The organism is Synechococcus sp. MU1655 (assembly GCF_023630655.1).
Classification (GTDB): Bacteria; Cyanobacteriota; Cyanobacteriia; order PCC-6307; family Cyanobiaceae; genus Synechococcus_C.
In genome coordinates, this window is sequence record NZ_JAKUHK010000030.1 from 1 (window position 1) to 12,945 (window position 12,945).

Genomic DNA, 12,945 nt, shown 5'->3' on the forward strand with positions numbered 1-12,945 from the left:
ACGTTTAAACGTAAATCTTAATGGCTGAGGATGTGAAAAAACCGACTTAAATAAAACTTTGCGAGAGCAAAACTTCCTTATTTGAGTAATATGTTTGATTCAGCTGATATTCGTTGTTTTGATATTTTCTCAATGGCTGGACATGCGTTCACGTTTATCAATGTGATCATCGCTCTTTCTGGTCGATGATCAATGATGTGTTTGCACACAATGTCCTAATAGTCACTGCTTGAGGTTGTTTGGACTTTCCCTGTGAATGCCTTGGCCTTGGAGCAGGTGGTGGATCGCTGCGCAGACCTTGGTGAGGTGAGTATTGATCCTTCTATGGCAAATCCACAAGCGCGGTCGTTGTTAATCGCGATCAACGTCGGTCGAAATAGTTCAAGCCTTTACACCATTTCAGTTGGAACGGCTTGCAGGAGTGAGTTTTGGGCAGAGGATGCAACAACCTATCGACGCAATCATCCTCACTTTCTTGATTCAAGCTGTGTGATGCTGACTCCTTCAGCGTTGGATAGCCTGGTTTGTCAACGCATCACTGATGACAAAGCTTTCGCTTGATGTCAATCCGCTGGTCTAGTTGGCCAGTCGTTTCTAATTTCAGATCAGTGTGCGTCTGGATTGGCGTTTGATGCCCTCTCCCAAGCCGAGACGCATTGTGCCGAGTCGTTCCTTAGAGCGATTTGTCGGCAGATGGTTGGTTGCGATCCCAGTGGCTTTGGCTCCAGCCTGGCTTTCTGCAGAACTGTTCCGTCTTCCCGCCGGGAGGGTGTGTGCAGCGATGAATCGCTCGTTGCAAGAGCAAGTTTCAAGTTCTGTGGCCAAGCGGTTGGATCAGGACTGTGGTCAAGCCATCGATGAAAGCGTTGATTTTTGGCTTCTCTGGTTCATTTGGGCTCTCTTGATTCGATCGAGCTATCGCTACTGGCCTTTATTGGTTTCGATGGTGGTTGAGGGTGAAAAACATGATTTTTAGTGTTTTGCTTGGGGGCATTGATTGAGAATCGCTTTAGAAGGAATGGACTTGATTCGTCCAAGCTAGTTGAATGCTTTTGATTCTTTGAGGTGATTGATCAAGTTTTTGGGTTCACAGTGGTGTCTTTGACAACACTCTGATGCTCAGTTCTTGGAACAGGGAAACCCTGTAGTTTCTGGAATTCGGCCACTGATCCCCTCTGGGGCAGGTTTGACTCGCGAGATAGCAAGTGAGCTCTCGCTCATCCAGGCCTTACAAGCGGATGAATCGATTAGCTTTGGTTTTGATGATGCCCAATGGCATTTCATCTTCATCCTCTGTTGATGGAATGTCTCGCCACACGAGAAGCATGACGAACAGCACCCCCACGATCCTGATCTGGGTCAACCAATACCTTAAATATCAGCAGTACATCGAGCAGGGTCTAAGTGATGAGGCCTCATGCTTGAAAAAAGAAATTGATGAAGCACTCCCTTTGATTGATTTGACCTGGAAAGACTTAGAGCAAGCTGCATTCGAAATGTCCAACTCATAGCGTGGATCTTTGTTTGCGCAGGTTCCCTTAAGACTTCGCCGTCTTACTTCTTTCCATGCAGTTCTCTGAACTCTTCGAGTTTATCGAGATCTTTTTGTTCATCTACGCTGTAATCAGTAAGGATGAGTGCCTTCCCAATCGTTCCAAGGGCGTATTCAAGACGATCGAGATTTTTGCGTCCCTCTTTATCAGACCGAGCGGCTCGAATTACATTAGGCGTTAGCTGATCCGCAAGTTTTTCCATCTCATTGGCAATGGCGCGTGCTTGATCGAGAGGTGTTGTCATGGAGATCCTGAAATTCTGCGTCGGTAGCCTTTGGCAATTATAAATTAGTTGCGAAATATTCTTAATCTCAAACCTTGGTAAATCCTTTTAAAATAATATTGACTCAATCTTTGCTGGCTTTGCTTGGTTTGTTCTTTTGCAACTCCTGTCGCAACGACCTACATGGCATGGGCGTTGCAATAGCTTGCGGGCTTTAGGGCTCTGAAACTCTCCTTTTCAGGTTCAGAACCACCGGGGGTGCTATGAGTTTGTTTGTTGATCCTGCCATGATCGCTCAACGTGAGTAAGTTGAGTGAAGACCTGTTCGGATTAGCAGCAAAGCACTATGGCGTCATATTCATTTGATGTGGTTTCCGATTTTGACCGCCAGGAGCTGGTCAATACTTTGGATCAAGTTCGACGAGATGTTGGCAATCGCTACGACCTTAAGGATTCAGGTACAGAGATTGAACTGGCGGAAACGGAAGTGGTTATCACCACAGCTAGTGACATGACATTGCAAGCTGTTGAAGATATTTTGAGGACTAAAGCAACGAAGCGAGATCTTTCTCTCAAGATTTTTGACTTCCAAACTCCTGAAGCTGTTGGGGGGAATCGTGTGAAGCAGGTTATTCAATTGCGCAAGGGGCTCAGTCAAGAGCTTGCTAAAAAGCTCAGCAAAATGGTCCGCGATGAATTGAAGAAGGTCACGGTTGCGATTCAAGGGGAAAGCCTTCGTGTCACGGGTAAGAGTAAGGATGACCTTCAGGCTGCAATTCAACTCGTGAAAAGCAAGGAAGAAGAGTTAGATGTTCCGCTTCAATTTGAAAATTATCGCTGAATTTCAGTTTCTGCTCAGATTTTCGTTTGAAGTTGGTGGTCCTTAGTATGACTTGTTGCCAGCCAATTAGAACGTCCTGTTGATCAGGCTATTGTGGTGCAATTTGTCTTGGCGGCACGCTTTTGAGAGGGAAATTAGCGATCTCTGGGCTTGTTCTTGGTGTTTTGATGCGGCAGGGGAATCATTCCTTTTGATGTTGGTGTCGTCCCTCAGGAGCTTGTTTCTATGAACGATTTGATGGTATTTAATGGCCTTTTGATTCTTTTGTGTGTGTCGACTAAGTTTGCGTGGTTTTGCCCGATCGTTGAGTATCTGTCCTCAATTAAACCTTAACTCTCATCCTTCTGCGGCTGATTTGGCGGGACAATGGCTGAAAGTGATGGCTCATTGGTGGCATTAACCACGGCATTGAATTCTGCTTATGGCAATGGAATCGCCGTTCCAGGCTCTGGTTTTCTCTTGAATCATGAGCTGGCAGACTTTAGCGCCAAGCCTGGTGTTCCTAATGCCTATGGCTTGGCAGAGGGGAGCAAAATGCAGTTGCTCTACGTCGAAGACCCCTCAGCTTAATGATGCCCACAATTGTGCTGAATCAAGAGGTTAATTCTTGGTTGGCGACGGGGAACCCTGGTGGGAGCAGGATTATGACGACTGTTCTGCAGGCGCTTTTAAATCGGATTGTTCATGGTCTCTATCTTGCGACAAGTGTCGCTACACCCAGGATTCATCGTCAGCTTTGGCCTGATTCCTTGCAGCTTGAGCAGGGATTCAGTCCCGACACTCTTGAGCTCCTAAAACAATGAAGCCATGCATTGCGGTTCACTCGCTCCATGGGTTCCGCAAACAGGGTGGAGGCGAAACTCAATAGCGGTAGTTATGGAGTGGCTGATCCTCGCGGGGCGGAAGGAGCTGTCGTAGCTGAACAACCTTAAAAAAGTTGTGTGCCAAATTGTAATGAAAAACTATTGTCTATTTGTGGAGTGGTTAATGCATTGTAAATGAGTTGTCCATTGAGCGATGTGAAAAGCTTTTTGTTTCCGAATGGATAGATTTTGATTGTTCCTGAGAAGTTATTGCTCGGAGACACTCCGTCAACATAGGAGCCTGTAAATTGATTGCTTAGCGAAAGATTAAAGAAGTTGTTTGGCACCCAGTCGAAACCAATTCGGGCACTACTTCCAAAGTAAGTGTTGCCACAGTATTGATCAGTATTGCAACCAGGGCCTCCCCAGACACTCTGTGCAGCGGGTCCTGCCGAGAAGTTGAGTGTTGTTGTATCAGTTTTAATGAGGTCATATCCAAGCCCAATCGAGTTGATAAGATTGTTTTTACCAACTTGATTCAGCATGTCGTACTCATAGATATTTGATGCATAGGCGCTTAACTTTCCTGAGAATGTGTATGAATATCGTAAGTCGATTTGCCCTTGGTTGGTGTCTGTAGATCCTTTTTTCTGATCCTCGCTTCTTGAAAAATCATATTCTGTATTGGCTTTAAAGGAAAGCAGGTTTACCTCATCCTTGTATTGTGTAATCAGTTGAGATGTACTATCGAGATCATAGTCTTGGTCTGTATTTGAGCCTGTTACCCCAGCTGAGAAGCTTCCTGTCCAGCGCTTTTTTTTTGGTTTTGCTTTCAGAGAATTGGCTTGAATTTCCAGTCTTCCAAGGCTGGGATGATTGATGATTGTTGTTTGCTCATTGCTTTCGCTTTTTATCAATGTTCCTTTTATTTTGTCGCCGTTGCTGAGGGTTAAGGTCACTGTTTCTGCGATGCTACTCCTTGAACTGCAATCGAGAAGCAGCATTGCTGTTGCATTACAGGCAATCGAGAGGCATACGGTTTGTCTCAAGATATAGAGCAGGCTGGTTGCTTGTATCCCCATGCGAACTTATATAGAAAGGTTGATTTGAGCTCCTGTTGCCCAGATTGTTGATTGAGATCCTACCCCAGAGGGGTTGATGATCCATTGCATGAGCGGCTGTATTTGTAGGCGCTCAGAGATTTGTATCTTGTAGTTGAGTTCGATGACCCCTTCGTAGCTTTGGTCGGGGGTAATGCTGCGACTGAATCCGCTTCGGTTTAAGCCTATTGCCAGTACATCTTGAGGCCTGCCATGCAAGATGCCTTGGCTGAGCAGTCCTGCAGCTGTATAGCTTGCTAGTGGATTGTTGTTTGGATCGAGACTGAAGTTGCTAGAGATCCAGATCCTGCTGTCTTTCCCAATCGGTAGGGATATTGGCCAAGTGACTGCTCCGTAAATGCCTCGATTGGTACCCTCGCCCATATTTTTGTTCGAGCTTACGTCCAAGTTGGTAGTTGAAATGTAGCCGCCCAATTGAATGAGCGGGTCGGGCATGTTTTGTTCTCCTTCCTCTGTTGTTGTTTGTTTCGCATTGGCTAACGGATTGATTGACCACTGGACAAGTTGTAGATTGCCTTCGAGCTTCGGTGTTAGTGGCGTAACTCCTAGAGAGCCCGCAATTTGACGGGTCTTGTCTAAGTTGTAGTAGGCATAATCAAGGCTTCCTAGTTGATTGTGGTGCAAGCCTATTTGTGCTCCTGTCGCGGTAAGCGGTGTGATTGGATAGCCAATCACGGATAGATTGTAAGGTGTGTCTAATGTGTCGTTTATATAGTAATCTAGGATCGGTATGTCCATTAAATTGTTTCCGATTGCGATTACTCCAGCATTCATGCTCCAATCGAGTTTGTTATCGCCTTCGATTCGCTCTAATGATGCTTGTGTGATCCACATTCCTGTTGGAGTGACCAAGCTTTGCAGTGGATAGTCTGTTCCTAGTTGATCATTGAGATTTGGATTGCCTGCGAACTGACTTAGTCCCAACTGAATTTGCCAGTGATCTAAATCTGTCCAGTTGCTTCGATCTTTGTTGAGGCCCGTGCTGAGGGTGAGTCCCGCGGCAACTTGTTGCATCCAACTACTTGAGGACGGCTCTAGTCCTCCTGCAACTCCAACCAACGGTTGAGCTGTGAAATCCAGATTCAAATCAACCCAAGAGGGTTGTTGTCGAGATGGTTTCGTCTCGTTGGCTTGAGCGCCAGTGACCAATAAAACAAGGCTCAGCATCGCATGGGCGACACATTGACCTTTGATCTTTGTTCGATTCAGGAGATTGCAGCGAAGCTGTCTCGGAAGGCCTGGATGGTCGCGTCGATGTTCTCATCTGAATGAGCAAGCGACGTGAAGCCAGCTTCGAAAGCTGAGGGTGCAAGGTATACACCGCGTTCCAGCATTGCTCTGTGAAGTTGTCCAAATCGAACGGAATCGGTTGCTTTCGCTTCTTCGAAGTTACGGACTGGACCTTCACAAAGGAAGAAACCAAACATGGCTCCAACGCTGCCACCGGTGATTGGAAGCCCCGCTTCTCTGCCTGCATCCAGGATTCCTTGAATTAAGCGTTCGGTTGTGGCAGTGAGCTTTTCGTAACTTCCTGGCTGCTTAAGTAATTCAAGTGTTTTGATTCCAGCCGTCATTGCTAACGGATTGCCACTCAACGTTCCTGCTTGATACATAGGACCCGCTGGGGCGACCATTTCCATGATCTCCTTGCGACCGCCATAGGCACCAACGGGTAAGCCTCCTCCAATCACCTTTCCCATCGTGGTGAGATCGGGAGTTACTCCAAAGTGTGCTTGGGCGCCGCCATAGCTGATGCGGAATCCAGTCATCACTTCGTCGAAGACAAGAAGTGCTCCGTTTTCTTTGGTGAGTTCTCGCAAGCCCTCCAAAAAGCCTGGTTCAGGCGTGGCAACACTCGGTTTGCCTGATTCCCCCGGAGTGCCAAGGAGCACCACAGCCAACACGCTGACAGCTCCGTACAACGATCTGGAATCGGTCAAGCAGCTCTTCGCTGAGAATCCTGACGCTATTGCTGGCGTGATTCTCGAGCCGATTGTGGGCAATGCAGGGTTCATTCAACCTGAACCAGGCTTTTTGGAGGGCTTGCGAGAACTCACCAAAGAAAACGGAGCACTTCTTGTCTTCGACGAAGTGATGACTGGATTCCGCATCAGCTATGGCGGCGCCCAAGCACACTTTGGAGTAACTCCCGATCTCACCACGATGGGAAAGGTGATTGGAGGAGGCTTACCCGTTGGTGCCTATGGCGGTCGCAAGGAGATCATGGAAATGGTCGCCCCAGCGGGTCCTATGTATCAAGCAGGAACGTTGAGTGGCAATCCGTTAGCAATGACGGCTGGAATCAAAACACTTGAATTACTTAAGCAGCCAGGAAGTTACGAAAAGCTCACTGCCACAACCGAACGCTTAATTCAAGGAATCCTGGATGCAGGCAGAGAAGCGGGGCTTCCAATCACCGGTGGCAGCGTTGGAGCCATGTTTGGTTTCTTCCTTTGTGAAGGTCCAGTCCGTAACTTCGAAGAAGCGAAAGCAACCGATTCCGTTCGATTTGGACAACTTCACAGAGCAATGCTGGAACGCGGTGTATACCTTGCACCCTCAGCTTTCGAAGCTGGCTTCACGTCGCTTGCTCATTCAGATGAGAACATCGACGCGACCATCCAGGCCTTCCGAGACAGCTTCGCTGCAATCTCCTGAATCGAACAAAGATCAAAGGTCAATGTGTCGCCCATGCGATGCTGAGCCTTGTTTTATTGGTCACTGGCGCTCAAGCCAACGAGACGAAACCATCTCGACAACAACCCTCTTGGGTTGATTTGAATCTGGATTTCACAGCTCAACCGTTGGTTGGAGTTGCAGGAGGACTAGAGCCGTCCTCAAGTAGTTGGATGCAACAAGTTGCCGCGGGACTCACCCTCAGCACGGGCCTCAACAAAGATCGAAGCAACTGGACAGATTTAGATCACTGGCAAATTCAGTTGGGACTAAGTCAGTTCGCAGGCAATCCAAATCTCAATGATCAACTAGGAACAGACTATCCACTGCAAAGCTTGGTCACTCCAACAGGAATGTGGATCACACAAGCATCATTAGAGCGAATCGAAGGCGATAACAAACTCGATTGGAGCATGAATGCTGGAGTAATCGCAATCGGAAACAATTTAATGGACATACCGATCCTAGATTACTATATAAACGACACATTAGACACACCTTACAATCTATCCGTGATTGGCTATCCAATCACACCGCTTACCGCGACAGGAGCACAAATAGGCTTGCACCACAATCAACTAGGAAGCCTTGATTATGCCTACTACAACTTAGACAAGACCCGTCAAATTGCGGGCTCTCTAGGAGTTACGCCACTAACACCGAAGCTCGAAGGCAATCTACAACTTGTCCAGTGGTCAATCAATCCGTTAGCCAATGCGAAACAAACAACAACAGAGGAAGGAGAACAAAACATGCCCGACCCGCTCATTCAATTGGGCGGCTACATTTCAACTACCAACTTGGACGTAAGCTCGAACAAAAATATGGGCGAGGGTACCAATCGAGGCATTTACGGAGCAGTCACTTGGCCAATATCCCTACCGATTGGGAAAGACAGCAGGATCTGGATCTCTAGCAACTTCAGTCTCGATCCAAACAACAATCCACTAGCAAGCTATACAGCTGCAGGACTGCTCAGCCAAGGCATCTTGCATGGCAGGCCTCAAGATGTACTGGCAATAGGCTTAAACCGAAGCGGATTCAGTCGCAGCATTACCCCCGACCAAAGCTACGAAGGGGTCATCGAACTCAACTACAAGATACAAATCTCTGAGCGCCTACAAATACAGCCGCTCATGCAATGGATCATCAACCCCTCTGGGGTAGGATCTCAATCAACAATCTGGGCAACAGGAGCTCAAATCAACCTTTCTATATAAGTTCGCATGGGGATACAAGCAACCAGCCTGCTCTATATCTTGAGACAAACCGTATGCCTCTCGATTGCCTGTAATGCAACAGCAATGCTGCTTCTCGATTGCAGTTCAAGGAGTAGCATCGCAGAAACAGTGACCTTAACCCTCAGCAACGGCGACAAAATAAAAGGAACATTGATAAAAAGCGAAAGCAATGAGCAAACAACAATCATCAATCATCCCAGCCTTGGAAGACTGGAAATTCAAGCCAATTCTCTGAAAGCAAAACCAAAAAAAAAGCGCTGGACAGGAAGCTTCTCAGCTGGGGTAACAGGCTCAAATACAGACCAAGACTATGATCTCGATAGTACATCTCAACTGATTACACAATACAAGGATGAGGTAAACCTGCTTTCCTTTAAAGCCAATACAGAATATGATTTTTCAAGAAGCGAGGATCAGAAAAAAGGATCTACAGACACCAACCAAGGGCAAATCGACTTACGATATTCATACACATTCTCAGGAAAGTTAAGCGCCTATGCATCAAATATCTATGAGTACGACATGCTGAATCAAGTTGGTAAAAACAATCTTATCAACTCGATTGGGCTTGGATATGACCTCATTAAAACTGATACAACAACACTCAACTTCTCGGCAGGACCCGCTGCACAGAGTGTCTGGGGAGGCCCTGGTTGCAATACTGATCAATACTGTGGCAACACTTACTTTGGAAGTAGTGCCCGAATTGGTTTCGACTGGGTGCCAAACAACTTCTTTAATCTTTCGCTAAGCAATCAATTTACAGGCTCCTATGTTGACGGAGTGTCTCCGAGCAATAACTTCTCAGGAACAATCAAAATCTATCCATTCGGAAACAAAAAGCTTTTCACATCGCTCAATGGACAACTCATTTACAATGCATTAACCACTCCACAAATAGACAATAGTTTTTCATTACAATTTGGCACACAACTTTTTTAAGGTTGTTCAGCTACGACAGCTCCTTCCGCCCCGCGAGGATCAGCCACTCCATAACTACCGCTATTGAGTTTCGCCTCCACCCTGTTTGCGGAACCCATGGAGCGAGTGAACCGCAATGCATGGCTTCATTGTTTTAGGAGCTCAAGAGTGTCGGGACTGAATCCCTGCTCAAGCTGCAAGGAATCAGGCCAAAGCTGACGATGAATCCTGGGTGTAGCGACACTTGTCGCAAGATAGAGACCATGAACAATCCGATTTAAAAGCGCCTGCAGAACAGTCGTCATAATCCTGCTCCCACCAGGGTTCCCCGTCGCCAACCAAGAATTAACCTCTTGATTCAGCACAATTGTGGGCATCATTAAGCTGAGGGGTCTTCGACGTAGAGCAACTGCATTTTGCTCCCCTCTGCCAAGCCATAGGCATTAGGAACACCAGGCTTGGCGCTAAAGTCTGCCAGCTCATGATTCAAGAGAAAACCAGAGCCTGGAACGGCGATTCCATTGCCATAAGCAGAATTCAATGCCGTGGTTAATGCCACCAATGAGCCATCACTTTCAGCCATTGTCCCGCCAAATCAGCCGCAGAAGGATGAGAGTTAAGGTTTAATTGAGGACAGATACTCAACGATCGGGCAAAACCACGCAAACTTAGTCGACACACACAAAAGAATCAAAAGGCCATTAAATACCATCAAATCGTTCATAGAAACAAGCTCCTGAGGGACGACACCAACATCAAAAGGAATGATTCCCCTGCCGCATCAAAACACCAAGAACAAGCCCAGAGATCGCTAATTTCCCTCTCAAAAGCGTGCCGCCAAGACAAATTGCACCACAATAGCCTGATCAACAGGACGTTCTAATTGGCTGGCAACAAGTCATACTAAGGACCACCAACTTCAAACGAAAATCTGAGCAGAAACTGAAATTCAGCGATAATTTTCAAATTGAAGCGGAACATCTAACTCTTCTTCCTTGCTTTTCACGAGTTGAATTGCAGCCTGAAGGTCATCCTTACTCTTACCCGTGACACGAAGGCTTTCCCCTTGAATCGCAACCGTGACCTTCTTCAATTCATCGCGGACCATTTTGCTGAGCTTTTTAGCAAGCTCTTGACTGAGCCCCTTGCGCAATTGAATAACCTGCTTCACACGATTCCCCCCAACAGCTTCAGGAGTTTGGAAGTCAAAAATCTTGAGAGAAAGATCTCGCTTCGTTGCTTTAGTCCTCAAAATATCTTCAACAGCTTGCAATGTCATGTCACTAGCTGTGGTGATAACCACTTCCGTTTCCGCCAGTTCAATCTCTGTACCTGAATCCTTAAGGTCGTAGCGATTGCCAACATCTCGTCGAACTTGATCCAAAGTATTGACCAGCTCCTGGCGGTCAAAATCGGAAACCACATCAAATGAATATGACGCCATAGTGCTTTGCTGCTAATCCGAACAGGTCTTCACTCAACTTACTCACGTTGAGCGATCATGGCAGGATCAACAAACAAACTCATAGCACCCCCGGTGGTTCTGAACCTGAAAAGGAGAGTTTCAGAGCCCTAAAGCCCGCAAGCTATTGCAACGCCCATGCCATGTAGGTCGTTGCGACAGGAGTTGCAAAAGAACAAACCAAGCAAAGCCAGCAAAGATTGAGTCAATATTATTTTAAAAGGATTTACCAAGGTTTGAGATTAAGAATATTTCGCAACTAATTTATAATTGCCAAAGGCTACCGACGCAGAATTTCAGGATCTCCATGACAACACCTCTCGATCAAGCACGCGCCATTGCCAATGAGATGGAAAAACTTGCGGATCAGCTAACGCCTAATGTAATTCGAGCCGCTCGGTCTGATAAAGAGGGACGCAAAAATCTCGATCGTCTTGAATACGCCCTTGGAACGATTGGGAAGGCACTCATCCTTACTGATTACAGCGTAGATGAACAAAAAGATCTCGATAAACTCGAAGAGTTCAGAGAACTGCATGGAAAGAAGTAAGACGGCGAAGTCTTAAGGGAACCTGCGCAAACAAAGATCCACGCTATGAGTTGGACATTTCGAATGCAGCTTGCTCTAAGTCTTTCCAGGTCAAATCAATCAAAGGGAGTGCTTCATCAATTTCTTTTTTCAAGCATGAGGCCTCATCACTTAGACCCTGCTCGATGTACTGCTGATATTTAAGGTATTGGTTGACCCAGATCAGGATCGTGGGGGTGCTGTTCGTCATGCTTCTCGTGTGGCGAGACATTCCATCAACAGAGGATGAAGATGAAATGCCATTGGGCATCATCAAAACCAAAGCTAATCGATTCATCCGCTTGTAAGGCCTGGATGAGCGAGAGCTCACTTGCTATCTCGCGAGTCAAACCTGCCCCAGAGGGGATCAGTGGCCGAATTCCAGAAACTACAGGGTTTCCCTGTTCCAAGAACTGAGCATCAGAGTGTTGTCAAAGACACCACTGTGAACCCAAAAACTTGATCAATCACCTCAAAGAATCAAAAGCATTCAACTAGCTTGGACGAATCAAGTCCATTCCTTCTAAAGCGATTCTCAATCAATGCCCCCAAGCAAAACACTAAAAATCATGTTTTTCACCCTCAACCACCATCGAAACCAATAAAGGCCAGTAGCGATAGCTCGATCGAATCAAGAGAGCCCAAATGAACCAGAGAAGCCAAAAATCAACGCTTTCATCGATGGCTTGACCACAGTCCTGATCCAACCGCTTGGCCACAGAACTTGAAACTTGCTCTTGCAACGAGCGATTCATCGCTGCACACACCCTCCCGGCGGGAAGACGGAACAGTTCTGCAGAAAGCCAGGCTGGAGCCAAAGCCACTGGGATCGCAACCAACCATCTGCCGACAAATCGCTCTAAGGAACGACTCGGCACAATGCGTCTCGGCTTGGGAGAGGGCATCAAACGCCAATCCAGACGCACACTGATCTGAAATTAGAAACGACTGGCCAACTAGACCAGCGGATTGACATCAAGCGAAAGCTTTGTCATCAGTGATGCGTTGACAAACCAGGCTATCCAACGCTGAAGGAGTCAGCATCACACAGCTTGAATCAAGAAAGTGAGGATGATTGCGTCGATAGGTTGTTGCATCCTCTGCCCAAAACTCACTCCTGCAAGCCGTTCCAACTGAAATGGTGTAAAGGCTTGAACTATTTCGACCGACGTTGATCGCGATTAACAACGACCGCGCTTGTGGATTTGCCATAGAAGGATCAATACTCACCTCACCAAGGTCTGCGCAGCGATCCACCACCTGCTCCAAGGCCAAGGCATTCACAGGGAAAGTCCAAACAACCTCAAGCAGTGACTATTAGGACATTGTGTGCAAACACATCATTGATCATCGACCAGAAAGAGCGATGATCACATTGATAAACGTGAACGCATGTCCAGCCATTGAGAAAATATCAAAACAACGAATATCAGCTGAATCAAACATATTACTCAAATAAGGAAGTTTTGCTCTCGCAAAGTTTTATTTAAGTCGGTTTTTTCACATCCTCAGCCATTAAGATTTACGTTTAAACGT

The 12,945-nt window shown here is 46.6% G+C and carries 19 protein-coding genes and 1 pseudogene; 10 read left to right on the forward strand and 10 right to left on the reverse strand.

Annotated features, from left to right (window positions below; translation table 11 throughout):
• Window positions 1-261 precede the first annotated feature (261 nt).
• The 3 genes from NCN04_RS02695 (at window position 262) to NCN04_RS02705 (ending at window position 1,511) form a co-directional block, all read left to right on the forward strand.
• The gene (locus NCN04_RS02695; RefSeq protein WP_250395107.1) at window positions 262-561 is read left to right on the forward strand and encodes a hypothetical protein; all 300 of its coding nucleotides are present in this window, start codon (window positions 262-264) and stop codon (window positions 559-561) included.
• Window positions 562-631: 70 nt separating this feature from the next.
• On the forward strand, window positions 632-976 hold the full coding sequence (locus NCN04_RS02700; RefSeq protein WP_250395108.1) for a hypothetical protein: 345 nt from the start codon (window positions 632-634) through the stop codon (window positions 974-976).
• Between the two features lie 328 nt (window positions 977-1,304).
• On the forward strand, window positions 1,305-1,511 hold the full coding sequence (locus NCN04_RS02705; protein WP_250395109.1) for a hypothetical protein: 207 nt from the start codon (window positions 1,305-1,307) through the stop codon (window positions 1,509-1,511).
• Between the two features lie 43 nt (window positions 1,512-1,554).
• Here the strand turns inward: NCN04_RS02705 and NCN04_RS02710 are convergent, their stop codons facing one another.
• The gene (locus NCN04_RS02710) at window positions 1,555-1,797 is read right to left on the reverse strand and encodes a hypothetical protein (RefSeq protein WP_048346972.1); all 243 of its coding nucleotides are present in this window, start codon (window positions 1,795-1,797) and stop codon (window positions 1,555-1,557) included.
• Between the two features lie 325 nt (window positions 1,798-2,122).
• On the opposite strand from NCN04_RS02710, the gene NCN04_RS02715 reads away from it, so the two are divergent.
• From NCN04_RS02715 to NCN04_RS10730, 3 genes are all read left to right on the forward strand, one after another.
• Complete coding sequence (locus tag NCN04_RS02715; RefSeq protein ID WP_048346971.1) at window positions 2,123-2,617, forward strand: YajQ family cyclic di-GMP-binding protein; 495 nt, start codon at window positions 2,123-2,125, stop codon at window positions 2,615-2,617.
• A 366-nt stretch (window positions 2,618-2,983) separates the two neighbouring features.
• Window positions 2,984-3,187, forward strand: coding sequence for a gamma-glutamyltransferase (locus NCN04_RS10725; protein WP_250395113.1), 204 nt, complete (start codon window positions 2,984-2,986; stop codon window positions 3,185-3,187).
• 2 nt (window positions 3,188-3,189) lie between these two features.
• Entirely contained in the window at window positions 3,190-3,420 is a 231-nt protein-coding gene (locus NCN04_RS10730) for a gamma-glutamyltransferase (RefSeq protein ID WP_250395112.1), read from the forward strand.
• 125 nt (window positions 3,421-3,545) lie between these two features.
• On the opposite strand, the gene NCN04_RS02725 is transcribed toward NCN04_RS10730, so the two are convergent.
• The 3 genes from NCN04_RS02725 to NCN04_RS02735 all read right to left on the reverse strand — a co-directional run bounded on the left by NCN04_RS02725 (window position 3,546) and on the right by NCN04_RS02735 (window position 6,445).
• Window positions 3,546-4,424: a DUF481 domain-containing protein gene (locus NCN04_RS02725; protein WP_250395110.1), complete on the reverse strand. Its 879-nt coding sequence runs from the start codon at window positions 4,422-4,424 to the stop codon at window positions 3,546-3,548.
• Between the two features lie 84 nt (window positions 4,425-4,508).
• Window positions 4,509-5,708 carry a carbohydrate porin gene (locus tag NCN04_RS02730; RefSeq protein ID WP_250395111.1) on the reverse strand — a complete coding sequence of 400 codons (1,200 nt, stop codon included), beginning with the start codon at window positions 5,706-5,708 and terminating at the stop codon, window positions 4,509-4,511.
• A 38-nt stretch (window positions 5,709-5,746) separates the two neighbouring features.
• Window positions 5,747-6,445, reverse strand: coding sequence for an aminotransferase class III-fold pyridoxal phosphate-dependent enzyme (locus tag NCN04_RS02735; protein WP_502988742.1), 699 nt, complete (start codon window positions 6,443-6,445; stop codon window positions 5,747-5,749).
• Here NCN04_RS02735 and NCN04_RS02740 point away from each other — a divergent pair.
• The 3 genes and pseudogenes from NCN04_RS02740 to NCN04_RS02750 form a co-directional block, all read left to right on the forward strand.
• A pseudogene (locus NCN04_RS02740) lies at window positions 6,372-7,199 on the forward strand (aminotransferase class III-fold pyridoxal phosphate-dependent enzyme); the annotation flags it as partial. The gene NCN04_RS02735 and the pseudogene NCN04_RS02740 sit on opposite strands and share 74 nt — an antisense overlap.
• A gap of 38 nt (window positions 7,200-7,237) precedes the next feature.
• The gene (locus NCN04_RS02745) at window positions 7,238-8,437 is read left to right on the forward strand and encodes a carbohydrate porin (protein WP_250395111.1); all 1,200 of its coding nucleotides are present in this window, start codon (window positions 7,238-7,240) and stop codon (window positions 8,435-8,437) included.
• A gap of 84 nt (window positions 8,438-8,521) precedes the next feature.
• On the forward strand, window positions 8,522-9,400 hold the full coding sequence (locus NCN04_RS02750) for a DUF481 domain-containing protein (protein ID WP_250395110.1): 879 nt from the start codon (window positions 8,522-8,524) through the stop codon (window positions 9,398-9,400).
• Window positions 9,401-9,525: 125 nt separating this feature from the next.
• Here the strand turns inward: NCN04_RS02750 and NCN04_RS10735 are convergent, their stop codons facing one another.
• The 3 genes from NCN04_RS10735 to NCN04_RS02765 all read right to left on the reverse strand — a co-directional run bounded on the left by NCN04_RS10735 (window position 9,526) and on the right by NCN04_RS02765 (window position 10,823).
• The gene (locus NCN04_RS10735; RefSeq protein ID WP_502988743.1) at window positions 9,526-9,759 is read right to left on the reverse strand and encodes a gamma-glutamyltransferase; all 234 of its coding nucleotides are present in this window, start codon (window positions 9,757-9,759) and stop codon (window positions 9,526-9,528) included.
• Window positions 9,759-9,962: a gamma-glutamyltransferase gene (locus tag NCN04_RS10740; protein ID WP_250395113.1), complete on the reverse strand. Its 204-nt coding sequence runs from the start codon at window positions 9,960-9,962 to the stop codon at window positions 9,759-9,761. The genes NCN04_RS10735 and NCN04_RS10740 overlap by 1 nt, the downstream gene beginning before the upstream one ends.
• A gap of 366 nt (window positions 9,963-10,328) precedes the next feature.
• Window positions 10,329-10,823 (reverse strand): YajQ family cyclic di-GMP-binding protein, encoded by a 495-nt coding sequence (locus NCN04_RS02765; RefSeq protein ID WP_048346971.1) that lies wholly within the window; start codon window positions 10,821-10,823, stop codon window positions 10,329-10,331.
• Between the two features lie 325 nt (window positions 10,824-11,148).
• Between NCN04_RS02765 and NCN04_RS02770 the strand changes: the two genes are divergently transcribed.
• On the forward strand, window positions 11,149-11,391 hold the full coding sequence (locus tag NCN04_RS02770; protein WP_048346972.1) for a hypothetical protein: 243 nt from the start codon (window positions 11,149-11,151) through the stop codon (window positions 11,389-11,391).
• A gap of 43 nt (window positions 11,392-11,434) precedes the next feature.
• Here NCN04_RS02770 and NCN04_RS02775 read toward each other — a convergent pair whose 3' ends face one another.
• The 3 genes from NCN04_RS02775 to NCN04_RS02785 form a co-directional block, all read right to left on the reverse strand.
• Window positions 11,435-11,641: a hypothetical protein gene (locus NCN04_RS02775; RefSeq protein ID WP_250395109.1), complete on the reverse strand. Its 207-nt coding sequence runs from the start codon at window positions 11,639-11,641 to the stop codon at window positions 11,435-11,437.
• A gap of 328 nt (window positions 11,642-11,969) precedes the next feature.
• Complete coding sequence (locus NCN04_RS02780) at window positions 11,970-12,314, reverse strand: hypothetical protein (protein WP_250395108.1); 345 nt, start codon at window positions 12,312-12,314, stop codon at window positions 11,970-11,972.
• Window positions 12,315-12,384: 70 nt separating this feature from the next.
• A complete protein-coding gene (locus NCN04_RS02785) occupies window positions 12,385-12,684 on the reverse strand; it encodes a hypothetical protein (protein ID WP_250395107.1) in 300 nt (99 codons plus the stop codon).
• Window positions 12,685-12,945 lie beyond the last annotated feature (261 nt).

Bases quoted from the DNA above. Each gene is read 5' to 3' on its own strand.
- NCN04_RS02780 (WP_250395108.1), bottom strand. From the start codon at position 12,314: ATGCCCTCTCCCAAGCCGAGACGCATTGTGCCGAGTCGTTCCTTAGAG.
- NCN04_RS10735 (WP_502988743.1), bottom strand. From the start codon at position 9,759: ATGATGCCCACAATTGTGCTGAATCAAGAGGTTAATTCTTGGTTGGCG.
- NCN04_RS02705 (WP_250395109.1), top strand. From the start codon at position 1,305: ATGTCTCGCCACACGAGAAGCATGACGAACAGCACCCCCACGATCCTG.
- NCN04_RS02715 (WP_048346971.1), top strand. From the start codon at position 2,123: ATGGCGTCATATTCATTTGATGTGGTTTCCGATTTTGACCGCCAGGAG.
- NCN04_RS02710 (WP_048346972.1), bottom strand. From the start codon at position 1,797: ATGACAACACCTCTCGATCAAGCACGCGCCATTGCCAATGAGATGGAA.
- NCN04_RS10725 (WP_250395113.1), top strand. From the start codon at position 2,984: ATGGCTGAAAGTGATGGCTCATTGGTGGCATTAACCACGGCATTGAAT.
- NCN04_RS02725 (WP_250395110.1), bottom strand. From the start codon at position 4,424: ATGCTGCTTCTCGATTGCAGTTCAAGGAGTAGCATCGCAGAAACAGTG.
- NCN04_RS02730 (WP_250395111.1), bottom strand. From the start codon at position 5,708: ATGCTGAGCCTTGTTTTATTGGTCACTGGCGCTCAAGCCAACGAGACG.
- NCN04_RS10730 (WP_250395112.1), top strand. From the start codon at position 3,190: ATGCCCACAATTGTGCTGAATCAAGAGGTTAATTCTTGGTTGGCGACG.
- NCN04_RS10740 (WP_250395113.1), bottom strand. From the start codon at position 9,962: ATGGCTGAAAGTGATGGCTCATTGGTGGCATTAACCACGGCATTGAAT.
- NCN04_RS02775 (WP_250395109.1), bottom strand. From the start codon at position 11,641: ATGTCTCGCCACACGAGAAGCATGACGAACAGCACCCCCACGATCCTG.
- NCN04_RS02745 (WP_250395111.1), top strand. From the start codon at position 7,238: ATGCTGAGCCTTGTTTTATTGGTCACTGGCGCTCAAGCCAACGAGACG.
- NCN04_RS02765 (WP_048346971.1), bottom strand. From the start codon at position 10,823: ATGGCGTCATATTCATTTGATGTGGTTTCCGATTTTGACCGCCAGGAG.
- NCN04_RS02700 (WP_250395108.1), top strand. From the start codon at position 632: ATGCCCTCTCCCAAGCCGAGACGCATTGTGCCGAGTCGTTCCTTAGAG.
- NCN04_RS02750 (WP_250395110.1), top strand. From the start codon at position 8,522: ATGCTGCTTCTCGATTGCAGTTCAAGGAGTAGCATCGCAGAAACAGTG.
- NCN04_RS02770 (WP_048346972.1), top strand. From the start codon at position 11,149: ATGACAACACCTCTCGATCAAGCACGCGCCATTGCCAATGAGATGGAA.